This window comes from Staphylococcus epidermidis (assembly GCF_006742205.1).
Classification (GTDB): Bacteria; Bacillota; Bacilli; order Staphylococcales; family Staphylococcaceae; genus Staphylococcus; species Staphylococcus epidermidis.
This window is the reverse complement of the sequence record NZ_AP019721.1, coordinates 1,506,896-1,531,328: the sequence shown is the minus strand read 5'-3', so window position 1 is coordinate 1,531,328 and position 24,433 is coordinate 1,506,896. Positions and strand designations below refer to the sequence as shown.

General features: G+C 30.6%; 25 protein-coding genes. 18 read left to right on the top strand and 7 right to left on the bottom strand.

Translation table 11 applies throughout. The features are described 5' to 3' along the window. Positions 1-69: 69 nt before the first annotated feature. The gene (locus tag FNL83_RS07480) at positions 70-1,095 is read right to left on the bottom strand and encodes a threonine aldolase family protein (RefSeq protein ID WP_002456217.1); all 1,026 of its coding nucleotides are present in this window, start codon (positions 1,093-1,095) and stop codon (positions 70-72) included. Between the two features lie 313 nt (positions 1,096-1,408). Here FNL83_RS07480 and FNL83_RS07475 point away from each other — a divergent pair, with 313 nt between their 5' ends. The 6 genes from FNL83_RS07475 to FNL83_RS07450 all read left to right on the top strand — a co-directional run bounded on the left by FNL83_RS07475 (position 1,409) and on the right by FNL83_RS07450 (position 6,610). Further along, positions 1,409-1,606, top strand: coding sequence for a hypothetical protein (locus FNL83_RS07475; RefSeq protein ID WP_001829481.1), 198 nt, complete (start codon positions 1,409-1,411; stop codon positions 1,604-1,606). Between the two features lie 57 nt (positions 1,607-1,663). Beyond that, entirely contained in the window at positions 1,664-3,136 is a 1,473-nt protein-coding gene (gene cls, locus FNL83_RS07470) for a cardiolipin synthase (protein ID WP_002456547.1), read from the top strand. 177 nt (positions 3,137-3,313) lie between these two features. Continuing rightward, complete coding sequence (locus FNL83_RS07465; RefSeq protein WP_002468002.1) at positions 3,314-4,189, top strand: ABC transporter ATP-binding protein; 876 nt, start codon at positions 3,314-3,316, stop codon at positions 4,187-4,189. Then, positions 4,186-4,917 carry an ABC transporter permease gene (locus FNL83_RS07460; protein WP_002469377.1) on the top strand — a complete coding sequence of 244 codons (732 nt, stop codon included), beginning with the start codon at positions 4,186-4,188 and terminating at the stop codon, positions 4,915-4,917. The genes FNL83_RS07465 and FNL83_RS07460 overlap by 4 nt, the downstream gene beginning before the upstream one ends. Beyond that, positions 4,917-6,011 carry a sensor histidine kinase gene (locus FNL83_RS07455; RefSeq protein WP_002456544.1) on the top strand — a complete coding sequence of 365 codons (1,095 nt, stop codon included), beginning with the start codon at positions 4,917-4,919 and terminating at the stop codon, positions 6,009-6,011. The genes FNL83_RS07460 and FNL83_RS07455 overlap by 1 nt, the downstream gene beginning before the upstream one ends. Continuing rightward, positions 6,008-6,610 carry a response regulator transcription factor gene (locus FNL83_RS07450; protein WP_002439610.1) on the top strand — a complete coding sequence of 201 codons (603 nt, stop codon included), beginning with the start codon at positions 6,008-6,010 and terminating at the stop codon, positions 6,608-6,610. Before FNL83_RS07455 ends, FNL83_RS07450 begins: the two co-directional genes overlap by 4 nt. 168 nt (positions 6,611-6,778) lie before the next feature. Here the strand turns inward: FNL83_RS07450 and FNL83_RS07445 are convergent, their stop codons facing one another. Beyond that, complete coding sequence (locus FNL83_RS07445) at positions 6,779-6,967, bottom strand: membrane protein (RefSeq protein WP_001829458.1); 189 nt, start codon at positions 6,965-6,967, stop codon at positions 6,779-6,781. Positions 6,968-7,131: 164 nt separating this feature from the next. Between FNL83_RS07445 and nucI the strand changes: the two genes are divergently transcribed. Further along, positions 7,132-7,668: a thermonuclease NucI gene (gene nucI, locus FNL83_RS07440; protein WP_002468003.1), complete on the top strand. Its 537-nt coding sequence runs from the start codon at positions 7,132-7,134 to the stop codon at positions 7,666-7,668. A 735-nt stretch (positions 7,669-8,403) separates the two neighbouring features. Here the strand turns inward: nucI and FNL83_RS07435 are convergent. Next, the gene (locus tag FNL83_RS07435; RefSeq protein ID WP_002468460.1) at positions 8,404-9,276 is read right to left on the bottom strand and encodes a hypothetical protein; all 873 of its coding nucleotides are present in this window, start codon (positions 9,274-9,276) and stop codon (positions 8,404-8,406) included. A gap of 326 nt (positions 9,277-9,602) precedes the next feature. On the opposite strand from FNL83_RS07435, the gene FNL83_RS07430 reads away from it, so the two are divergent. Next, entirely contained in the window at positions 9,603-10,202 is a 600-nt protein-coding gene (locus FNL83_RS07430) for a hypothetical protein (protein ID WP_002439621.1), read from the top strand. 77 nt (positions 10,203-10,279) lie between these two features. Here the strand turns inward: FNL83_RS07430 and FNL83_RS07425 are convergent, their stop codons facing one another. Then, a complete protein-coding gene (locus FNL83_RS07425) occupies positions 10,280-11,656 on the bottom strand; it encodes an aspartate kinase (protein WP_001829461.1) in 1,377 nt (458 codons plus the stop codon). 188 nt (positions 11,657-11,844) lie between these two features. Between FNL83_RS07425 and FNL83_RS07420 the strand changes: the two genes are divergently transcribed. The 4 genes from FNL83_RS07420 to FNL83_RS07405 all read left to right on the top strand — a co-directional run bounded on the left by FNL83_RS07420 (position 11,845) and on the right by FNL83_RS07405 (position 15,986). After that, entirely contained in the window at positions 11,845-13,125 is a 1,281-nt protein-coding gene (locus FNL83_RS07420; protein WP_002468463.1) for a homoserine dehydrogenase, read from the top strand. Positions 13,126-13,130: 5 nt separating this feature from the next. Next, entirely contained in the window at positions 13,131-14,195 is a 1,065-nt protein-coding gene (thrC, locus tag FNL83_RS07415) for a threonine synthase (RefSeq protein ID WP_002456539.1), read from the top strand. 1 nt (position 14,196) lies between these two features. Then, positions 14,197-15,117: a homoserine kinase gene (gene thrB / locus FNL83_RS07410; protein ID WP_002456538.1), complete on the top strand. Its 921-nt coding sequence runs from the start codon at positions 14,197-14,199 to the stop codon at positions 15,115-15,117. Positions 15,118-15,179: 62 nt separating this feature from the next. After that, positions 15,180-15,986: a Cof-type HAD-IIB family hydrolase gene (locus FNL83_RS07405; RefSeq protein ID WP_001829516.1), complete on the top strand. Its 807-nt coding sequence runs from the start codon at positions 15,180-15,182 to the stop codon at positions 15,984-15,986. 331 nt (positions 15,987-16,317) lie between these two features. Here the strand turns inward: FNL83_RS07405 and FNL83_RS07400 are convergent, their stop codons facing one another. Next, positions 16,318-16,632 (bottom strand): hypothetical protein, encoded by a 315-nt coding sequence (locus tag FNL83_RS07400; RefSeq protein WP_002439628.1) that lies wholly within the window; start codon positions 16,630-16,632, stop codon positions 16,318-16,320. A 305-nt stretch (positions 16,633-16,937) separates the two neighbouring features. Then, positions 16,938-18,386, bottom strand: a complete 1,449-nt coding sequence (locus FNL83_RS07395) for an amino acid permease (RefSeq protein WP_002456211.1) — start codon at positions 18,384-18,386, stop codon at positions 16,938-16,940. 230 nt (positions 18,387-18,616) lie between these two features. Here FNL83_RS07395 and FNL83_RS07390 point away from each other — a divergent pair, with 230 nt between their 5' ends. The 5 genes from FNL83_RS07390 (at position 18,617) to FNL83_RS07370 (ending at position 22,975) form a co-directional block, all read left to right on the top strand. Beyond that, positions 18,617-20,131 carry a catalase gene (locus tag FNL83_RS07390; protein ID WP_001831169.1) on the top strand — a complete coding sequence of 505 codons (1,515 nt, stop codon included), beginning with the start codon at positions 18,617-18,619 and terminating at the stop codon, positions 20,129-20,131. Between the two features lie 89 nt (positions 20,132-20,220). Further along, positions 20,221-20,370 (top strand): 50S ribosomal protein L33, encoded by a 150-nt coding sequence (rpmG, locus tag FNL83_RS07385; RefSeq protein ID WP_001831295.1) that lies wholly within the window; start codon positions 20,221-20,223, stop codon positions 20,368-20,370. A 165-nt stretch (positions 20,371-20,535) separates the two neighbouring features. Then, a complete protein-coding gene (rpsN, locus tag FNL83_RS07380) occupies positions 20,536-20,805 on the top strand; it encodes a 30S ribosomal protein S14 (protein ID WP_001831302.1) in 270 nt (89 codons plus the stop codon). A gap of 153 nt (positions 20,806-20,958) precedes the next feature. Further along, positions 20,959-21,936, top strand: coding sequence for a GMP reductase (guaC, locus tag FNL83_RS07375; RefSeq protein WP_001832645.1), 978 nt, complete (start codon positions 20,959-20,961; stop codon positions 21,934-21,936). Positions 21,937-21,949: 13 nt separating this feature from the next. After that, positions 21,950-22,975 carry a CAP domain-containing protein gene (locus FNL83_RS07370; protein ID WP_002439636.1) on the top strand — a complete coding sequence of 342 codons (1,026 nt, stop codon included), beginning with the start codon at positions 21,950-21,952 and terminating at the stop codon, positions 22,973-22,975. A gap of 353 nt (positions 22,976-23,328) precedes the next feature. On the opposite strand, the gene lexA is transcribed toward FNL83_RS07370, so the two are convergent. Beyond that, complete coding sequence (gene lexA / locus FNL83_RS07360) at positions 23,329-23,949, bottom strand: transcriptional repressor LexA (protein ID WP_001831182.1); 621 nt, start codon at positions 23,947-23,949, stop codon at positions 23,329-23,331. 143 nt (positions 23,950-24,092) lie between these two features. On the opposite strand from lexA, the gene sosA reads away from it, so the two are divergent. Beyond that, a complete protein-coding gene (gene sosA / locus FNL83_RS07355) occupies positions 24,093-24,326 on the top strand; it encodes a DNA damage-induced cell division inhibitor SosA (protein ID WP_001831148.1) in 234 nt (77 codons plus the stop codon). Positions 24,327-24,433: the final 107 nt, after the last annotated feature.

Below are 24,433 nucleotides of genomic sequence, written 5' to 3'. Positions count from 1 at the left end.
AGCATAGTCCTCCTGACTACATTCTTAGCTGCCTGTAGTGATACAGTTTTTATAACTTCATTTTGTATTTTATATTAGTTCAAGTAGTTGATTAACATTTTCTTCAGTTGTGGCCCAACTTGTTGCGAAGCGAACTACACGATGTTGATTATCGTATTTCTCCCAAACTGCGAATTTTACCTTTTGTTTTAGTTCTTCAATTTTATCGTTGCTTAAAATAAAAAATTGTTGATTGGTTGGTGAATCAAAATAGACTTGATATCCTTTATCTATAAATCCTTTTTTTACCTTTTCAGCCATTTTAATAGCATGTCGACTTATATCAAAATATAAATCATCAGTGAATAATTCTAAAAATTGAACACCAGTTAGACGGCCTTTTGCTAATAAAGCACCATGATGTTTTATAATTGTAGTGAAGTTTTTAGGTTCATTTTGTTTAGTGAAGACAATTGCTTCACCACAAAGTGCTCCAATCTTAGTACCTCCTATGTAAAACACATCACAGTATTTTGCAACATCTTCGATAGTTACATTAGTTTGATTGCTCATAAGGCCATAGCCTAAACGTGCACCATCCATAAATAGTGGAATCTGATGTCTACGGCAAACTCTAGATAAAGATTGTAATTCTTCTTTCGTGTATAAAGTTCCATATTCGGTTGGATGTGAAATATAAACCATCCCTGGATACACCATGTGTTCTTTTTTAAAATCACTTTCAAAAGTTTCTATATAATTCTCAACGTCTTGAGCAGTAATCTTACCTTCTTGGGAGGGTATGGTTAGAACTTTATGTCCACTGAATTCTATCGCACCACCTTCATGGACTGCCACATGTCCTGTATCAGCGGATATAACACCTTCATAACTATCAAGCATTGAGTTAATAACTACTTGATTGGTTTGCGTACCACCTACTAAAAAACGAATGGTAGCATCTGGACAGTCAATACGTTGTCTAATTTTATCTGCAGCTTGTGCCGAAAAGTCATCGAAGCCATATCCAGCAGCTTGTATTCGATTTGTCTCTACTAATCGATTTAAAACTTTTTCATGTGCACCTTCTAAATAATCATTTTCAAATGAAATCACAAGCGTTCCCTCCAATGTTAAATCGATATTTATTAATTTATTCGATGAAAAGTGTTGATTTGCTCTCAATTAGAAAAGATTTCAATCAATTAAAAGAGGAGCAATAAAGACATTGATGTGAATCTAGACTAATAAAATTTCTGAATATTCAATCGAATGTAATTTATTATACATCAATACCATTTAAATTAAAATATATTCTGTTCAAGATAATGAACGTTTGATTTATAAAAGATAATTTCTCTAAATTAATTGAAATTTTGTATGAAAAGTTCTATGATTTAATCAATATAATGAAAGGGGTATGGGATTTATGCAACAAATAAAATTTAAAACTTTAACTGAGGAAACACTGGAGAGCTTAGAGAAAAGTGTTAATTCGTTTTTAAAGTCTCAAGAGGGTAATGGTTACAAATTATTAAACATTACTATTAAACAAATCGAAGAACGTGCATTTCCGCATAATGACGAGGACTTTAATGCTATTTTAACATTGGTAACGGAAGCATAGTTCAGTAAATCGGCGGCTAAATTTTCTTGGTGAAAGACTGAATAGGAGTATTTAGTAATGAATTTTGGATTTTTGGGTACTATTTTAACTATATTGTTAGTAGTTGGGTTTATAACTAACGTAGTATTGGCATTTGTCATCATTTTCCTTGAACGTGATCGACGTACTGCCAGTTCAACTTGGGCGTGGTTATTCGTATTATTCGTTCTTCCTGTCATTGGATTTATTTTGTATCTATTTTTAGGACGAACGGTTTCCAAGAAAAAGATGGAAAAAAATAACGGTGATGAATTACATGCATTTGAAGATTTAGTTCAAGACCAAATCGACAGTTTTGATAAACATAATTATGGTTATATCAATGATCAAGTCATTAAACACCGTGATTTAATACGTATGTTGTTAATGAAACAAGATGCCTTTTTAACAGAAAATAATAAAATCGATTTATTTACAGATGGTCATAAGCTTTATGAAAAAGTACTTGAGGATATTTACAATGCTCAAGACTATATACATCTAGAGTACTATACCTTTGAACTTGATGGATTAGGTAAAAGAATCTTAGATGCACTTGAAACTAAACTTAAAGAAGGTTTAGAAGTTAAACTTTTGTATGACGATGTTGGTTCTAAAAAGGTTAGATTATCAAAATTTAAACATTTCAGAGCATTAGGTGGAGAAGTTGAAGCATTTTTCCCTTCGAAAGTACCTTTAATCAATTTCAGAATGAATAATCGAAATCATAGAAAGATTATCATTATAGATGGACAAATTGGTTACGTTGGCGGTTTTAATGTCGGCGATGATTATTTAGGATTAGGTAAGTTAGGTTACTGGAGAGATACACATACACGTGTTCAAGGTGAATGCATCGATGCACTACAATTAAGATTTATTTTAGACTGGAATTCACAGTCGCATCGTCCACAATTTAAATTTGATCAAAAATATTTCCCTAAAAAAAATGGGGACAAAGGAAACGCGGCTATTCAAATCGCTTCTAGTGGACCTGCATTTGATTTACATCAAATAGAATATGGTTATACAAAAATGATAATGAGCGCTAAAAAGTCTATCTATCTACAAAGCCCTTACTTTATTCCAGACCAATCATACATTAATGCATTAAAAATGGCTGCTAATAGCGGCGTTGAAGTAAACCTTATGATACCGTGTAAACCTGATCATCCATTCGTTTATTGGGCTACATTTTCAAATGCAGCTGATTTATTGGATAGCGGAGTTAATATTTACACTTATCAAAATGGATTTATTCATTCTAAAATATTAATGATTGATGATGAAATTTCTTCAATTGGTAGTGCAAACATGGACTTTAGAAGCTTTGAACTGAATTTCGAAGTGAATGCATTTATATATGATGAAGATATAGCTAAACAGTTACGTCAAGCATTTGAAAAAGATATTGAGCAATCTAAATTACTTACAAAAGAAGTATACGACAAGCGTCCATTATCAATTAAATTTAAAGAAGGACTAGCAAAATTAATATCTCCAATTTTATAAAATTTCAAAATACCCTCGTTAAAATGAACGAGGGTATTTTTTTAACGGTAAATATATTATGTAAACTTATATGTATGATATGACAAATGTCATAGTTAATTAATGACATTCGGTACTTATATCACTAACTTAAACTTGCTAAATTATAAGTAACATAAATCAAGAGGTGTGACGATAATGATTGAACTACGACATATATCTAAATCTTTCAAGGAACATAAAGTTTTAGAAGATATAAGTATTGATATAAAAAATAATTGTTGTACGGCATTAATAGGTAAAAATGGAGCAGGTAAGTCAACGTTAATTGATATTATCGTTGGAAATAATCACTATGATAGTGGTCAAATCGCTGATAAATCAAATTTGTTAAATAGACATAAGATGGGTATTCTTTTTCAAAAAACAGAGTTTCCTAAATACATAAAGGTTTGCGAATTATTACATTTATATCAATCCTTTTATCAAACGTTTATTTCTTTTCATCAGTTTAAAGAAATCACACAATTTAGTGACCGACAAATGAATCAGTTTGCATGTAATTTATCAGGTGGACAGCAGAGGATTTTAGATTTTGCTTTAGCATTGGTAGGTAAACCTGAACTGTTAATTTTAGATGAGCCTACGTCAGCTATGGATGTAGAAATGCGTCAACATTTTTGGAATGTTATAGATAAATTAAAAATGAATAACACTACGATACTATATACCTCTCATTACATTGAAGAAGTTGAAAGAATGGCAGATCAAGTAATGATGTTAGATAAAGGTAAAATACAATTAGATGATTCACCTGAAAATATAAAAAGGAATCAAAGTTATTCTGTAATTCGAATTCCTTGCAAATATCAAGAACTTATCAATCAACTGAAACATAAATACGAAATTGAATTAATAAAAAATAGATATGAAATAAAAACAACTGATGTGAGTGATGTTTTACAATTATTGAAACAATATCATGTCAATTTCAATAAGATTGAAATTCTTAAAAAATCTTTATTAGAAGTCATGTTTTCTAATGATTTGTCTAAAGGAGGGAATTACCAGTGATATCAACTTATTTTAAAATAGAATTAAAGATTATATTTAGAAAGAAATTGTATTTAGTTATGTCCATATTCCTACCTGTCGTGTTTTATTTATTATTTACTTCTATATTAGACATGCCAGAAGAAGCAAAACTTAAGTTTTATAAAGAGTATATGTACAGTATGACAGTATTTAGTTTAATGAACTTTTGTCTATTGTCATTTCCATTAGATTTGATTGAAGAGCGAAATCAAGGTTGGTATAAGCGGTTAATGGTGACCCCATTATCATCATTTCAATATTATTTAGTTAAAATTAGTAAGACAATGTGTCAGTTTTTAATAGCAATTACAATTATTTTTTCAGTAGCTCATTTTTACAAAGATGTTCACATGACTGTTTTTCAATGGATATTCTCTGCATTAACTTTATGGATTGGGGTTAGTTTATTTTTGACTTTAGGATTGATTATCGCTCAACTCAACGATATTCAAAAAGCAAGTAGTTTTGCCAATTTACTTAATATTACACTAGCTATATTAGGAGGTCTATGGTTTCCAGTATACACGTTTCCTGATTGGCTTCAGTCGATTTCTAAACACATGCCAACATATAATTTAAAGCTACTTGCTATAGATTTAGCGCAAAATAAAGGGGTGAATATAGAAGCGTTTGGCTATCTCGTGGTCTATTGTATAATCTTTGTGAGTATTGCTTTATTCATGAATAAGAAAGGAGATGTACACTAATGGAATCAAGAAGTTGGGGAGTGAGAATAGGGGAATTAAGTACTTTAATATATTTAATATTTCCGATTTTAGCTATATTTGTTGACAAACGTGGTAATTTCTTAACTTATTTAATTGTTTGTACTATTTTTATAATCAGCTATGTGACGATGATTATATTTTATAAATACCTTAGTGATAGTATTTTATATTCATTACTGGTTATTCATTATTTAGGAATCTTTTATTTTGTCTATAGTGTCAATCCTATGAATAGTTTGTTTTTCTTCTATAGTGCTTTCGCCTTACCTTTTATTTTTAATGTTCGTGTTGTATCAAAAGAATTTATAACCTTTTTAATAGCTATGATAAGTTGTTTAATACTAACTTATATATTTAATCCAACATTTGTGGTTCCATTAAGTGCATTTTATTTGGTTATATTAATTGTTGCTGTAGGTAATTTTAAAAATAGAGACGAACGAATTATGAAAGCTAAACTTGAAGAAAAGAATAAGTATATTAATGTACTAATAGCTCAACAAGAGCGTAATAGAATAAGTCAAGATCTTCATGATACATTAGGACATGTATTTGCTAGTCTTACTTTGAAGTCTGAATTAGCTGTTAAACTCATAGATACTAATCCTAAAGAAGCAAAAAATGAAATGCAGGCAATAAATCAACTTTCAACAGAAGCCTTAAATAAAGTCAGACTCATTATTGATGATTTGAAGATACAATCTTTTGAAGATGAAATTTCATCATTGGAACACTTATTGCAAAATGCTAATCTACATTTTAAATTTAACAATAAAAGTGCGGCTAAATCATTAAATCCAGCGAAACAATCAATATTATCTATGATTTTTAGAGAAGCAATTAATAATGTTATTAAACATGCGCATGCGACTGAAGTAATAGGTGAATTGAAGGTACATGAGCATCAAATCATTTTAAAAATTAAAGATAATGGTGTGGGAATAGAAAATGAAGATGCTTCAAATTTGAAAAGTATTAAAGAACGTGTAGATTATTTAAATGGTAAATTAATTGTACAATCAAATAATGGAACACTTATTATTGTTGAAATACCTAGAGGTGATTTATTATGATATCGCTTGTTATAACTGAGGATCAATTGATGTTAAGAAAAGCTATGGTACAACTGATAGAAATGCATGAAGAAATGAATGTAATAAAAGATTTTGAAAATGGTGTAGAGGCACTCGAATTTATTGAAAATAATGAACCCAATGTAGCCATTTTAGATATTGAAATTCCGGGTTTAACAGGCTTGGAAATCTTATCTTATGTAAGAAAAAAACAACTCAATACAAGAATAATCATAGTGACTACATTTAAACGTCCAGGTTATTTTGAAAAAGCCGTAGCAAATGATGTTGATGCTTATGTACTAAAAGAGCGTTCAATTGATGATTTAATTAAAACTATTTATAAAGTGACAAAGGGTGAGAAGGAATATAGCCCTTCGCTCATGACATCATTGTTTACTGAATCGAATCCATTAACTCATAAAGAACAAGTTGTTTTAAGAGAAATAGGCAATGGGTTAAGTAGCAAAGAGATTGCTAGCAAATTGTATTTATCGAACGGGACTGTGCGTAACTATACGAGTACTATTATAGACAAAATGAATTCAGATCATCGTTTTGAGGCATGGAAAAAAGCAAATGAAAAGGGGTGGATTTAATTAATAAGAGTCCACCATACGTAATTGAGGCAGACTCTATAAAATTAAATTAATCTAACAGTTATCAATATGATAAAGTTTTGATAAGTAAAACTTTGTATTGAGACAAAGATACTGAGTGAATGATGTTTAATTTCAAACCATATATACTAAAGATATTACCCAATTTTAATTCTTTTTTTTACGACGAAATGATTGAATTAGGTAGACGATAAAACCAACGAACATACCTAAAAATACTGACCCCACTAAACTCACGATTAAGGGTAGTTTAAAGACAATTTGTAGTACGACACCAACAATTATTGCTACTATAACGGCAATGATTGTTATTTTATTTTCATTAGATGTATCCATTTCTTTCACTCCTAACATCATGTATTATATCATGCTCTTATAATTTGGAAAGCGAGATTGTAATTATATAAAATCGATTACATATAATAGTATGAAATCATTTGACGTTGGATCAAATTTTCTTTAGTATAAATCGGGATATTAAGTGAAATAAGGTGACATTATTGAAATCTAAGAAAATGTCATCGCTTTTAGTAGTAGCGATGATAGGAATACTTGTAATTATTTTCCAGTTTGTAAACCATTCTGGACCGTTTAGTGGTTCAGAATCTCAACATCAATCAGATAATTCCAATTTAAATGGTAAAGACAAAGTATATGTGAAACGAGTTGTAGATGGTGATACATTTGTTGCTCAAAAAAATGGAGAGGAAATTAAAGTCAGATTAATTGGTGTAGATACGCCAGAGACTGTTAAACCTAATACGCCAGTTCAACCATATGGTAAACAAGCATCTAATTATACGAAGAAGTATCTCACGCATCAAAATGTTTATTTAGAATATGATAAAGAAAAAACTGATAGGTATGGTCGTACTTTGGCGTACGTATGGTTAAAAAATGGAGATATGTTTAACGAATCGCTGGTGAAAAAAGGTCTAGCCAGAGAAAAGTATTTTTCTCCAAACGGAAAATATAGGGATACCTTCGTAAACGCTCAAGAAGAGGCAAAAAAGAGAAAATTAAATATTTGGAGCTAGTAGCGATAATTTAGAGTCTGATATTGAGTGGAAATATAAAATTCATTTGTTATATCAATAAGTAGAAACTCAGTTGGACCATTTTGTTTAGCAGCGTTTTCTTATTCTAGCTAAAGAGATTAGAATAAAAAAAGAGTGATATTTAGTAGATTTCAACTACGTTTCTGACTAGTGTTTCAATAAAGTAGAAATTAGGATATCTACTTCTTAGTCTAGTGAAAAACATTATGTTTTAAAAAGATTTCTAATGTAAACTGATACAGTTTATAATTAAGTTTATTTATTCATGAAATAATTGCTATAAGTGTTGTCATATAAATGTGTGCTATGACTACTGAATCGTATTAAAACGTTAAAATTAAAAATATATATGACAACATTGTTGATAATAGATAATTTAATAAGTTGGAATGTAAAATTACAATTTAAGATATTTTAAAATTCAAATTGGGATAAGATTTCTTATTTTAGAAGAAACGTTTGCAGTTAAAGAAATTTGATGTGGAACTTGTTGATGGATTTACGAAAGTTATTTTAAGTTTCATCAGAATGTCGATTCGAAACATAATTAAAGTCAAAAGAGAAATTGCATTTGTATTAATGCTAATGAATATAAAAAAAGTAGTTGCTCAACAATTTAAATAATTATAATAAAAAGACAATTTCTACATTTTATAAATAGAAATTGTCTTTTTATTAGTCAAATAACTTCATGCCCCAAACTCTTTTTGAATTTTAATTATTCATATGTTGTTTAAAGTTTTCAGAAATTTCTTCGATTTGTTTATCAGTAAGGGGGTGCTTAGATAAATCGATAGCTTCCTCAATTACTTTTTCAAGTGATATCGGTGTAGATACGGTGTCGACGTATTTATCACTCTCGTCGGATCCTTCAATAATATTAACGCTACCATCACTAAAATATATGACGCCAATACTTTGAATTTTAAAATTATAATCATTTTCAATTTTATCTTTTAATGCTTTTGCATTGTTTGCGGCTTTATCGTATGGATCGTGGTCATAAAATTCATATATTACACGATTATCCTGTAAAATCTCAATAAAAGTATAGACACCAGAACGTGTTGTTTTAAACTGACTATGATATCGATTGCTAATATAATGACCGACAACTTTTTCGGTATTATATTGTGGTTGTCCTTCTTCAAGATGTTGATCTGGCACATCAAAATGATAAAACGTTTTTTGGTTCCAATTTTTAACATCCACATTTATCAAACCAACATCAGTAATGATAATAAAATCGAATGAACGTGCATATTCGAAAAGGGGATGTTTAACAGCCAAATTACTCGTAGGAACAATTGTATATGATCGTAAACGACCCTCTTCTTTAAATCTATTTAATATTTTTCTTAATTCACGCTTGGCGTTTTTAAAAGCGTGTTGACCGACGTCATTGTTTGTACTTAACATTTGGTTTTTCAATGATAAATTTTCTTCACTTAAAATTGAATTTTTAGAGATTAATTGATTTCTAGCATATTCTTCTGTTTCAACCCTATCTTTCATAAATTTTTGATTAAGAACCATAGCCATAATCAAAATAATAATTATTATAGATAAGATAATCGTTAAAGACATTACTACTCACCCAAATCTTTTAATATTAAATTCTATTTGCAAGATAAATTATAAACTTCTTAAATTTTGAGTTCAATGAAAATGAAAGGGGAAATGTGTTTTATCAAATAGTAGTGACGAAATATTTACATATCAATTAAACTTTCGTGAATTTTTATGAGAGCCCTATCATATGCGTAGCGAATAGTGATATAGTAACTTTTTATGAAAATAATTTTATTGAAAATAAAATAAATTTTACTAAATGTTCACATTTATTTGTTTGATAAGTGAAAAAAGAAAATGTATAATTTGATTGTGAAAGCGCTTGCTATAGGGGTGGTAACATGTTTGTTAAAGAAGAAAAACCAGTGAATAAAATAGTCGAAATTTTAAGGAAAACATCATCTCATTTATTCAAATTTCACGGCGAGGTAGCGATGCATCTATTTCTGAATGATGATTTTATATTACCATCGAAAATAGATATTTGTGTTGAGCGCAAAAAGTTATTGGAAATTATCAGGGTGATTCCTGAAGAATTTACGATTCACTATTATGATAATCAGTTATATGAAAGATTAAGAGAATCTTTATCTTTATCAGATGTTGAACATGTTAAAGTCTTTAAAAACGATACAGAAGTCATGACAATATTTGTTTATGATGTTGTAAATGATGAATGGCTATTTAGGTTAGATCATCATATACGTTTACCAAAAAATAATATATATTTTCATTCTTTAAGTTGGAACGTAGATTATATTAAGCCAGAAATAGTTCTTATGTATGATTTAATGAGTGAACAAAAATATCATCAGTTTAGTAATTATAAAGCTGTTATTGATTCTCTTAGTTATTATCAATTCTATATTTTAAAATTGGTAGTAGGTGAACAGCGTATTAAAAAAGCTATAGTAAATAGTTCCACTAAAAAGATATCTTAAAAAGATTTCTACATCATTGATACAGAGTTAATAAATTTACTTTATGTATTGAAAGTGATGTAGAAATCTTTTTTATTTTATTTACACAAATTTTTTAAACAAACACCGTTGTAACAAAATTCGTACGTAGATAATACTGCTTTTTCAGCATCTGCTTCATGAATTCCAAACATCATTGAAATTTCAGAAGCACCTTGGTTAATCATTATTAAATTAATGTTTGATTCTGAAAGGGCGTGAGTAATTTTACTAGCTGTACCAACAACTTGATTCATACCTTCACCAACAATCATTAGTACTGCTAAATCATGGTCGATACTTAATTCATCAACTTCACAACGTTTGCGTATGGCATTAAGAACTTGACTTTCTTTACCTTGAATTTGATTTGTACGCATGATAATACTTATGTTATCAATACCAGAAGGCATGTGGTCAAATGATATATTAAATTCTTCTAAAACGCCAAGAATCTTTCGTGTAAATCCAACTAATCTATTCATTAAATATTTTTTAATATTAATCACAGTAAAGCCTTTATCACAACTAATTCCACTAATGACATTTTTAGAATCGATTTCACGGTCATGTAAAATGTAGGTCCCTTTATCATTTGGACGATTAGTATTTTTGATAACTACGGGAATTCGATCTTTGTATAAAGGTTGTAGAGCTTCATCGTGAAAAACTCCAAATCCTGCATAAGATAGCTCTCGCATTTCTCTATAAGTTATTTCCTCTATGAGTTCAGGATTATTTATGATATTCGGATTAGCTTTATATATTCCTGATACATCAGTGAAGTTCTCATAAAGTGAGGCTCGGACGCCACGTGCTATGATAGCACCAGTTATGTCAGAACCACCGCGTGGAAACGTAACGATATAATTTTGCTTTGAAACTCCGAAAAAACCAGGAATAATTAGCTTTTCATCATAATCACGCAATTTGTATATTTCATTATATGCGGAATCTAAAATTTGAGCTTGCTGTGGTAAATCAGTTACAGTTAATCCAGCTTCTTTAGGAGAAATATAACGAGTAGGAATACCTTGACTATTATTATACTGGGCTATTAATTGAGCATTAAAATTTTCGCCACAAGATAATAAAGCATCATATAAACGGTTAGGTTTGTCAGAAAGATGTTTAATGTATTCCTCTAAAGTGTCATTAATTGTTATTAAAATGTCATTTCCTATACCTAATTCTTCTACTATATCAGCATATCTTTGGATAATTTCTTGTTTTTTACTTTCATAATTTAATTTATTAAGTACTTTTTCATAGAGACGAATTAATAAATCAGTAGTTTTAATGTCGTCATTATGCCTTTTGCCTGGAGCTGAAACGATAATGATTTTACGTTCAGGGTCTTCATTCACTATAGTTAATACCTTTTTAATTTGTTCTGCAGTTGATACAGAACTTCCACCAAACTTAGCAACTTTCATAATTTTCCTACCTTTCTAAAAAATCAGAAAATTTTATTTAGTTTTCTGATTAAGCATGGTAATATAGATTTATATTTTCAATATTAAGAACTTTACAAAAATTTAGAATGATTTTATACTAAACCATTATCTAGTATTTTTCAACAGTACAATTGTTTTTCTCAAAAGCACAAACGGAGGTAATTTACATGAAAGAGTTAAATATCGCATTACTTGGTTTGGGAACAGTCGGATCAGGTGTTGTAAAGATTATTGAAGAGAATAGACAACAGATTAAAGACACCATCAATAAGGATATTGTCATTAAACATATTCTAGTCCGAGATAAATCTAAGAAACGTCCGTTAAATATTAGTCAATATCATCTTACAGAAGATATTAATGACATCTTAAATGACAATTCTATTGATATAGTCGTTGAAGTTATGGGTGGTATTGAACCTACTGTTGATTGGTTAAGAACAGCCCTTAAAAATAAAAAACATGTGATTACAGCAAATAAGGATTTACTAGCTATCCATTTAAAATTATTAGAAGACTTAGCTGAAGAAAATGGCGTCGCTCTTAAATTTGAAGCAAGTGTGGCAGGTGGTATCCCTATTGTCAATGCTATTAATAACGGACTGAATGCAAATAATATTTCTAAATTTATGGGAATATTTAACGGAACTTCTAACTTTATTCTCTCAAAAATGACTCATGAACAAACAACTTTTAAAGATGCGTTAGAAGAAGCACAAAGATTAGGATTTGCTGAAGCTGATCCAACAGATGATGTAGAAGGTGTAGATGCTGCAAGAAAGGTAGTTATTACATCTTATTTATCTTTTAACCAAGTCATTAAACTGAATGATGTTAAATCGGTAGGAATTAGTGACATTACATTAGCAGACATCAATGCAGCAAGCGCATTAAATTATAAAATTAAATCAATAGGTAAAGGTACATATGAAAATGGATATGTGAATGCTTCTGTGGAACCGACACTGATACATAAGAATCACCAACTTGCAGCTGTAGAGAACGAATACAATGCAATATATGTTATAGGTGATGCTGTTGGCGATACAATGTTTTATGGTAAAGGTGCAGGTAGTTTAGCAACAGGAAGTGCAGTTGTAAGTGATTTATTAAATGTGGCACTTTTCTTTGAATCAAACTTACACACTTTACCACCTCATTTTGAATTAAAGACAGAGGAAACTAAAGAAATGATGGATGGTGCAGAACCAGTGGTTATTCAAGAGAAATCTAATTACTATATAGTAATTAGTAACAATAATAAATCTTTGGAGAAAGTTGAATATGACATTAAAAAGAAATTACCATTCCATAAATCGTTGCAACTTGTTGAGAGGGATCAAGATACTTATGCAATTATCGTTACTGGAATAGAAACATCTCCAGAAAAAGTTCTAAATCAATCAGGATTTAATATCAAGAAAGTTTATCCTGTAGAGGGAGTTTAATAATTATGAAAAGATGGCAAGGATTAGTTAAAGAATTTAAAGAATATTTACCAGTCAATCAATCTACACCAGCACTAACACTCAATGAAGGACATACACCACTTATTTATTGTGAAAATCTTTCTCAAAAATTAGATATTGAATTATATGTTAAATATGAAGGAGCAAATCCGACTGGCTCATTTAAAGATCGTGGTATGGTTATGGCTGTAACAAAGGCAAAAGAACAAGGGAAAAAAGTTGTTATTTGTGCTTCAACTGGTAATACTTCAGCATCAGCAGCTGCTTATGCTGCAAGAGCTGGTTTAAAAGCAATTGTCGTAATTCCTGAAGGTAAAATAGCATTAGGTAAATTATCACAAGCAGTTATGTATGGTGCAGAAATTGTTTCTATAGAAGGAAACTTCGATGAAGCACTAGAAATTGTAAAAGAGATTGCTGAAGAAAATGATGAAATTGAATTAGTTAATTCTGTTAATCCATTTAGGATTGAAGGACAAAAGACGGGTGCCTTTGAAATTGTTGAACAGTTAGATGGTCAAGCCCCTGACATTTTAGCAATACCAGTGGGAAATGCAGGTAATATAACTGCTTATTGGCAAGGATTTGTTGAATATCATAATAAAAAGAATACACAATTACCACAAATGTTTGGCTTCCAAGCAGAAGGAGCATCTCCAATTGTTCAAAATAAAATAATCAAAAATCCAGAAACAATAGCTACAGCTATCCGAATAGGGAATCCTGCTAGTTGGCAAAAAGCTGTTAATGCACTAGATGAATCAAATGGTTTAATTGATAGTGTGATAGATGAAGAAATTTTAGAAGCTTATCAGTTAATGACAACAAATGAAGGTGTTTTTAGTGAACCAGCGAGTAATGCTTCAATTGCAGGTCTAATCAAACTTCATCGCTCTGGTAAGTTACCTAAAGGTAAAAAGATAGTTGCAATATTAACTGGGAATGGACTTAAAGATCCTGACACAGCTATTTCTCTCTTAGATAATCCTATTCAACCTTTACCTAATAATAAAGAAAGTATAATTAGATACATCAAAGGGGCAATCTAGTATGGAGGAAGTTTTAAAACTTAAAATCCCTGCATCAACCGCGAATCTAGGTGTAGGTTTTGACTCAATTGGTATGGCATTGGATAAATATTTGCATATGTCTATACGTAAGATTGAAAGAGCTAATTGGGAATTTCTATATTATAGTTCAGAACTAGAAGGTTTACCTAAAGATGAGAATAATTATATTTATCAAACTGCTCTAAATGTTGCGCGTAAATACAATGTTACACTTCCAAGCTTGCAAATTGAAATGAGAAGTGATATTCCATTAGCTAGAGGACTAGGTTCATCTGCTTCTGCATTAGTCGGTGCTCTTTTTATTGCTAATTACTTTGGTAATATTCAATTATCTAAATACGAATTGTTACAACTAGCGACTGAAATTGAGGGACACCCTGATAATGTAGCACCTACAATATATGGAGGTTTGATTGCAGGTTTTTATAATCCAATAACTAAAATAACAGATGTTGCTAGAATAGAAGTTCCGCACGTAGATATAATTTTAACTATACCTCCATATGAGCTTCGTACAGAAGACTCTAGAAGGGTCTTACCCGATACATTTTCACATAAAGGTGCTGTGCAAAATAGTGCCATTAGTAACACTATGATTTGTGCTCTCATTCAGCATAAATATAAACTTGCTGGAAAGATGATGGAACAAGATGGTTTTCATGAACCATATAGGCAACACCTTATTCCAGAATTCAATCAAGTACGTAAACTATCACGTCAACATGATGCATATGCAACTGTTATAAGTGGAGCTGGACCTACGATACTCACTCTTTGTCCAAAAGAAAAAAGTGGTAAATTAGTTAGAACACTACGTGAGAAAATTAATAATTGTGCTTCAGAACTAGTAACAATTAATGAAATAGGTGTTAAAGATGAAGTGGTGTACCTAAAGTCCTAAATTATTGTAAAATATAGTTAAGAATAAACTTTTAATAACTCTTGAAAGGAGTTCTATACTATATGACTCAGTATAAAATGGTAGTTTTAGATATGGATGATACTTTAATGAATAGTGATAATAAATTATCCATTGAGACAAAATCTTACTTATTAGATATTCAAAAGCGTGGTTATTATGTGGTATTGGCCTCAGGTAGACCAACAGAAGGTATGTTACCTACTGCGAGAGAATTAGAGTTAAATAAATATAACAGCTTCATTATTAGTTATAATGGAGGTAAAACTATAAATATGGCTAATGAAAATGTAGAGGTCGATCAGCCTGTTTCAAAGGAAGATTTCGATAATATTGTAGATTATTGTAGAGATAAGAACTTTTTAGTACTTACTTATGATAATGGATATATCATTCACGATAGTAGTCATGAATATATGAACATAGAATCACAACTTACCGGATTACCAATGAATCGTGTTGCTGATTTGAAGGAATATATTAATCATAGTGTACCCAAAGTTATGGGTGTGGATTATGTAGGTCATATTACCGAAGCACGTATTGAATTGGATGGTTACTTCAATAATGATATTGATGTGACAACGAGTAAGCCTTTTTTCCTAGAGTTTATGGCAAAGAATGTTTCGAAGGGGAACGCAATAAAAGCACTTTGTAAAAGATTACAAATTTCTCTAGAAGAAGTTATAGTATTCGGGGACAGTTTGAATGATAAGTCAATGTTTGAAGTTGCTGGATATTCTGTAGCAATGGGAAATGCTAGTGATGAACTCAAGAAAATTGCTGACGAGGTAACTTTAGATAATAATTCTAACGGTATTCCTTATGCTTTAAAAGAACTTTTGGTTTAAAGTATTATTACAATGAATTAATATGTAAATTAATAATTTTAAGGTTAATTGAATCTGACTTCTCTAAATATAAGTAGTAAGTCATAAAAAACTGTCGATATAAATATAATTAAAAAATTTTCTTTTTAATATAATATATAAGTCTGAAACATAATCTAGAATAATAGCCCGTAAATGAATTTTCAAAATTTATTTACGGGCTTCTTTATTCATAATATAAGTTACATAATTAACCTTCATCCATGCCTACAATTTCTTTATTGAATATATTTAAATCTTTATTTACTTTTTCTTTCAAATCAATTGAAAATCGAGACTTTCAATTGATTTGCTATTTCGCAGTATGTGTCCAGTCATGTTTTCCTTTATAGCGTTTAACATGTGCATATACTTGATCTGCGGCATAATCTAGGTTTGTATAAACAGTAATGCTATATGCTGATTGATTGACCCCAAAAGGTTCTTCAAGAAATACTTCTTTAAGATGAGAGAAAAGGTCATTCATTTGCGTGTGCTCTAAGCTTGGATATTCTCTCAAAGTCCGTTTTAAGAGCTTACCATTTTTTTCTTCAAGTGCTTGAACAACTATAACAAAGCGTTCCTCTTTCTTTATAACATCATCGAATAAATTTGTTTGTCCAACCATGTTATCCACCTCTATACCATTTTATTATCTTTATTATACATTATAAGTTTTAATCATAAAATAACGAAAATTTATATATGGTGTTAAATCATTCAAAAGAGGGTGAACAAATTTCCTATCGAATTCGAAGCTCCACTATAGTCTATAGTCTCGACATATATTTTCAGTAGAAATTAAGTATGAAATACTCTTTAGCATTGAGATTACTGATATTGAAATTGATGTATGCATTTTGAGTTCAACTATCAATTACTAATATTAAAAAGGCCTGTGACAAAAATACACGTCACAGGCCTTCTTAATAATTAATTCTTGTAATTATGCGGAGTTAAATCTATTTCTTCCAGTTTGACAAAATGTGTCCGTTTGATTAATTTATGAGCAATATAGATGATAGCTAGAATAAATAATGGTGTAAAGTTTCGAATGACACCTAAAATATCACCAGATGCGATACTACCAAAGGAACTACCTAATAATAAGAATAATAATGTGAAAAGGACAATAATAGGTCCGACTGGGTAAAAAGGTGCTTTATATGGCAACAGTTTATCTGGATTTTTACCCTGTTTTTTAATTGCTTGTCTTAATCTAATTTGTGACCAAATACTAGATCCCCAAACTACAATAACCATAGATCCTATGATATTTAATAAGTTAAATACAGCATTAGCATTAAAATTAGCATAAACAATGACTAATACAATAATAATATATGTTGTAATTAATGCACGCATAGGTAATTTAGTTTTATCATTGAGTTTTCCAAAGAATTTAGGTGCTTGTTTATCAGCACTTAAAGAAAATAGCATTCTACTTGTTGTATAAATACCAGAGTTAGCTGCTGATAATAATGATGTTAAGATAACAGCGTTGATGACTGATGCAGCAAAAGCGATCCCTATTCTATCGAAAACAATTGTAAACGGACTTTGTGATACAGACTCATTTTCATTAAGTAAAAGTGGATCCGTATATGGAATGATGGCAGCTATCACAGCTATAGACAATACGTAAAAGAGTAATATTCTCCAAAATACCTGTTTTATAGCTTTAGGCATTGATTTTTCGGGATTATTTGATTCACCAGCTGTTACTGCGACTACTTCAGTACCACCAACTGAAAAACCTGCAACTAAAAGAACGCTTAATATGCCTGATATTCCACCGACAAAAGGTGCTTGACCTTTAGTATAATTCTCAAAGCCATATGTATGACCACCAAGAATACCGAAAATCATCATAATTCCAAAAATAATAAATACAATTATAGTAATGACTTTGATCAGTGATAACCAAAACTCAGTTTCTCCAAAAGCTTTAACAGAAAAAATATTAATTAAAAACAACAGAGTTAAGAAAATTAAGCTCCATGTAAGTGGATTTAAAACTTTAAATACATCCCAATATTGTAATACATTGGAAGCAACAATGATATCTACACTTGTTACAAGTGACCACATACCCCAATACAACCAACCCATTGTAAAACCAAGTGACGAATCAACAAATCTGGTAGAGTATGAACTAAAAGAACCAGAAACCGGATAGAAAGTTGCTAATTCTCCTATTGATGACATTAAAAAATAAAGCATAATACCAATTAGTATATAAGCTAATATAGCTCCTCCTGGGCCAGCTTGAGAAATGACACTTCCAGTTGCCACAAAAAGTCCAGTACCTATAGCGCCACCTATTGCTATCATGGATATATGTCTCGAATTGAGACCACGTTTCATATTATTATCTTCCATATGCCGTCTCCCATCTATCTTAAAATATATCCCTCATTTTAATCTTTTTAAAGATACTATTCAATAACTTTTTAGTACTTTAAAGCGTAATTGTTAAATTTTTCTGATATTTCTTATATTTTTCTATCAATAACTTTAAAATAAGTTTATTTGCTATCGGAAAAGGGTTTAATTAAAATAGATACTACATAGTAATCAATATTAAATATAAAAGTGAGGGGGAGCTTGCTATGTCAAAACAGGATGGAAAATTAACTGGACTTTTTGGTGCGCCAGTTTCGGATAGAGAAAATAGTATGACAGCAGGACAACGTGGACCATTATTAATGCAAGACGTTTATTATTTAGAACAAATTTCTCACTTCGATAGAGAAGTGATTCCTGAACGTCGTATGCATGCGAAAGGTTCAGGTGCATTTGGTACGTTCACAGTTACAAATGACATCACACAATATACAAATGCGAAAATATTCTCAGAAGTCGGAAAACAAACAGAGATGTTTGCACGTTTTTCTACTGTTTCAGGAGAACGTGGAGCAGCAGATTTAGAACGTGATATACGTGGGTTTGCCTTGAAATTCTACACTGAAGATGGAAACTGGGATTTAGTAGGTAACAATACGCCAGTTTTCTTCTTTAGAGATCCTAAACTATTTATTAGTTTGAATCGTGCTGTAAAACGAGATCCACGTACAAATATGAGAAGTGCACAAAATAACTGGGACTTTTGGACAGGTCTACCGGAAGCATTGCATCAAGTGACAATATTAATGTCAGATAGAGGTATGCCAAAAGGATTCCGAAATATGCATGGATTCGGTTCTCATACGTATTCTATGTATAATGATAAAGGTGAACGTGTATGGGTAAAATATCATTTCCGTACACAACAAGGAATTGAAAACTATACTGACGAGGAAGCAGCTAAAATTGTAGGTATGGATAGAGATTCTTCACAGAGGGATTTATATAATGCTATCGAAAATGGAGATTATCCAAAATGGAAAATGTACATTCAAGTTATGACAGAGGAACAAGCTAAAAATCATCCAGACAATCCTTTTGATTTAACAAAGGTATGGTATAAAAAAGACTATCCACTGATTGAAGTGGGAGAATTTGAATTGAATCGTAATCCTGAGAATTATTTTCTTGATGTAGAGCAGGCAGCGTTTACGCCTACAAATATTGTTCCTGGGTTAGATTATTCACCAGATAAAATGCTACAAGGACGTTTATTCTCATATGGAGATGCCCAACGTTATCGTTTAGGAGTTAATCATTGGCAGATTCCTGTCAATCAACCTAAGGGAGTTGGAGTTGAGAACTTATGTCCATTTAGTCGTGATGGACAAATGCGTTTCTTAGATAATAACCAAGGTGGAGGCCCACATTATTATCCTAATAATCAAGGTATATATGAGTCACAGCCTGAACACAAGAAGCCACCATTCCCGACAGATGGTGATGGTTATGAATATAATTATCGCCAGGATGATGACAATTACTTTGAACAGCCAGGTAAATTATTCAGATTACAGTCTGAAGATGCAAAAGAGCGTATCTTCACAAATACAGCTAATGCAATGGATGGGGTTTCTAAAGATGTCAAAGTTCGCCACATTCGCCATTGCTATAAAGCTGATCCAGAATATGGGAAAGGTGTAGCAAAAGCTTTAGGTATTGATATCAATCAAATAGATTTAGAGACAAATCAAGACGAAACATATGAAAACTTTAAATAATCTAAAATTCTTAGATTGCTTACCACTGAATTATATGATACAATCTTAAATCGTAAGAATTCCTAACAACATTAGAAAGGGTGTTTAACGTGCGCGTAAATATTACATTAGCTTGCACAGAGTGTGGCGATCGTAACTATATTACTACTAAAAATAAACGTAATAATCCTGAACGCATTGAAATGAAAAAATATTGTCCAAGATTAAATAAATATACGTTACATCGTGAAACAAAATAATTACTTATCTTTCAAATACGACAATTTGAAACGAAAACTCTCCTTAACTCATAGGGGAGTTTTTTTTATAGTTTGTACTTAGAAGAATTTTCACTTGTATATTTTGAAATATATGTTATTCTATAAAACGTAATTATTACGATTTGTAGAAAGAGGTTATAATATATGGCGAAGAAATCTAAAATAGCAAAAGAACAAAAAAGACAAGAATTAGTAAATAAATATTACGAGTTACGTAAAGAATTAAAAGCAAAAGGGGACTATGAAGCATTAAGAAAGTTGCCAAGAGATTCATCTCCAACTAGATTAACTAGAAGATGTAAAGTAACTGGTAGACCTAGAGGTGTGTTACGTAAATTTGAAATGTCTAGAATTGCATTTAGAGAACATGCGCATAAAGGTCAAATTCCAGGTGTAAAAAAATCTAGTTGGTAAAAATTTACTACTTAGGTCCATTTACAATAGAAGAAAAACAATGTACATTTAAAAAGGATGAATAATATGAATGATTTTTACAAAATTAAAGGTATTATTCGTATTTTCATTAAACATTTTGAAGATTAATTCTATTGTAAGGGGTTAAAAAAGATGAAAATTTTTGATTATGAAGATATACAATTAATTCCCAATAAATGTATTGTTGAAAGCAGATCTGAGTGTAATACTTCGGTTAAATTTGGGCCTCGTACTTTTAAATTGCCAGTTGTTCCAGCAAATATGCAAACAGTCATGAATGAAGAACTTGCACAATGGTTTGCAGAAAACGATTATTTTTATATCATGCATAGATTTAATGAAGAAAATAGAATTCCATTTATAAAAAAAATGCATCATGCAGGGTTATTTGCTTCTATTTCTGTTGGAGTTAAAGAAAACGAATTTAATTTTATTGAAAAATTAGCTTCTTCATCGCTCATACCAGAATATATAACAATTGATATTGCTCATGGTCACTCAAATTCAGTTATAAATATGATTAAGCATATAAAAAAACATTTACCAAATAGTTTTGTGATAGCTGGTAATGTTGGGACGCCTGAAGGAGTAAGAGAACTTGAGAATGCCGGTGCAGATGCTACAAAAGTAGGTATTGGTCCAGGAAGAGTATGTATTACTAAAATTAAAACTGGATTTGGTACAGGAGGTTGGCAACTTTCTGCGTTAAATCTTTGTAATAAGGCAGCTAGAAAACCTATTATTGCAGATGGAGGGTTAAGAACCCACGGTGATATAGCCAAATCAATTCGTTTTGGTGCCACTATGGTAATGATTGGCTCTTTATTTGCTGCCCACGAGGAATCACCGGGTGAAACCGTCGAGCTAGATGGCAAAAAATATAAAGAATATTTTGGTAGTGCCTCAGAATATCAAAAAGGTGAACATAAGAACGTTGAAGGTAAAAAAATGTTTGTAGAACACAAAGGATCTCTTAAAGATACCCTTACTGAAATGGAACAAGATTTACAGAGTTCAATTTCATATGCAGGAGGAAAGGACTTGAAGTCATTAAGAACAGTTGATTACGTCATAGTAAGAAATTCAATCTTTAATGGTGATAGAGATTAGTAAAAAGTAGTAGGTGAATACAATTAAAAGATTTCTTTTATTGATTACAGTTTTACTTTGCATCGTTATTTTTACGCCAGTCAAAGAAACTACTTTTATGATTAAAGCTCAAAATGATATACGTCATCAAATTAATCGATGGATTGATTCTGATTCAAATGACGATAATACTCAATTAGCGATTCCTAAAAAGCAAGAATTTGCAATCAACAATATACAGATGAATATGACTAAAAAAGATGTTGAAGCACAATTGGGACAACATAAGCGTATGACTTCGAGTGTGTATGGCACAAATTGGTACACATATTATTCAAATGATTATAATCAATTTTTGATGGTGAGTTATATTAACAATCATGTTAATGCACTGTATACAAATCAAAATCTTATTTCATCAAAATCTCAAATTAAGTATGATACTCCTAAAGATGTTGTTAGGGAAAGATATGGGCCCCCGATTCAAGTTATAAAAAAAGGGAAAGTTGGTTTTGATGTAAAAAGTAATGAATATGATGTTTTCCATAAAGACCATATTTATACCACAGTATTTTATGATAAGCACAGAGATAATGGTGTGAAGTCATTATTACAAGTTAGTGAGAAAATGGAAAATCGATTAAGATATCAATATGGGAAACCATCTAAATTACTTGCAAAGAGTTTTGAGTTGCAAAATTTTGACATTGTCAATGCTGAAAGAAAACAGCATGGCTTAAAAACATTAGATTATTCTAAGGATGTTTCTCATACTGCGCGTAAGCATAGTGTTGACATGGTTAAGCATAATTATTTTGACCATGTAAATCAAAAGAAACTTTCTCCTTTTGATAGATTAAAAAAAGATGGAATAGAATTTAATGCTGCTGGAGAAAACTTAGCATATGGACAATTGAATAGTATCTATGCACATGAAGGTTTGATGAATTCATTGGGGCATAGAAAGAATATTTTAAACACCCATTTTGATTATTTGGGCGTAGGTGTATATTTCAATGATCGAAGACAACCCTTTTGGACCGAAAATTATACAAGTTAAATGTTTATATATATGACTTATGGGTAAATATAGTCCGTAAGGATGTAGATAAATATGAAGCAAAAAAATAAAAAACAAACTGATATACTTGAAAAAGTGAAAGAAATATTAGATAAGAAAAAAAAAACAAAATCGGTTGGTCAGAAGTTGTATTGAATTTTTCTCTCGCAACAGGTGTGGTTTAGAGTGAAAAAATTGATAAAAGCGTTATCTTAACACTAACACTGGCATCGAAATTAATATATTAAATAACCCTAGGACATCAGTTGCTGTCCTAGGGTATTTGTTTTTTAAACCATATAAAAAATATAAGGAGGCCTACACTTAAAAATAAGATATTGATTATAAATTTATTACATTTCTCTATATAATCCTATTACTTTACCTACTACAATGACATTATCTAAGTAAATAGGCTCCATAGTACTATTTTCAGGTTGTAGTCTATAACGATTTTTTTCTTTATAGAAGCGTTTAACAGTAGCTTCTTCATCTTCAGTCATAGCTACTATAATATCACCATTTTCAGCAATAGTTTGACTTCGTACAATTACTTTGTCGCCATCTAATATTCCAGCTTCAATCATACTTTCCCCAACTACATTTAAAATAAATATATCGCTGTTATGTGTTGAAGTTAAGTGCTCTGGTAGTGGAAAATATTCTTCTATATTTTCTACAGCTGTAATTGGAACGCCGGCTGTAACTTTACCGATAACCGGAACATGTATTGTTTCCTCTACATTTACCTCATCTAATTGTTCACTAACTATCTCGATAGCTCTAGGTTTAGTAGGATCTCTTCTTATATATCCTTTTTCTTCTAATCTAGATAAATGTCCATGTACTGTAGAACTTGAAGCTAAACCGACAGCTTCGCCAATTTCTCGAACACTTGGTGGATAACCTTTTGTTTGAACAATTTTCTTAATATAATCATATATTTCACTTTGTCGCTTAGTGAGTTCTCTCATAAATAGGCACTCCTTATTGTTGTTTGAGATTATTATATCATTAATTACATTTTCTAACAAACATTTGTTCGTAATGTTGTTGACACAGAATTTATGTTCTGATAAATTACTTATACAAACAAATGTTCTAGGAGTGATATTGGATGATTTTAAAATACAAATATAAATTTTTAACATATATGACAATAGTAATAGTATCTTGTATTATTTTTTCAACTTTCTTTTTAAGCGTTAACCAAGGTGCTCAATCAGAACAAACGTACGAAATGACTGACCACAAGATTCATCAACATAATCAACAAGGAACTACTCAAAACTATAAAGACAAACAAAATAGCGAACAGAATGATCAGTCTGTGTTCGCATTAGTTAATTAACTTTCATATTATCTACTGTAAAATGAGCGTAACAATTTGGTTATGCTTATTTTTTTGATATATTCTACTCAAGTAATAAGTATTATTAAAACTAACAGAATATTTGT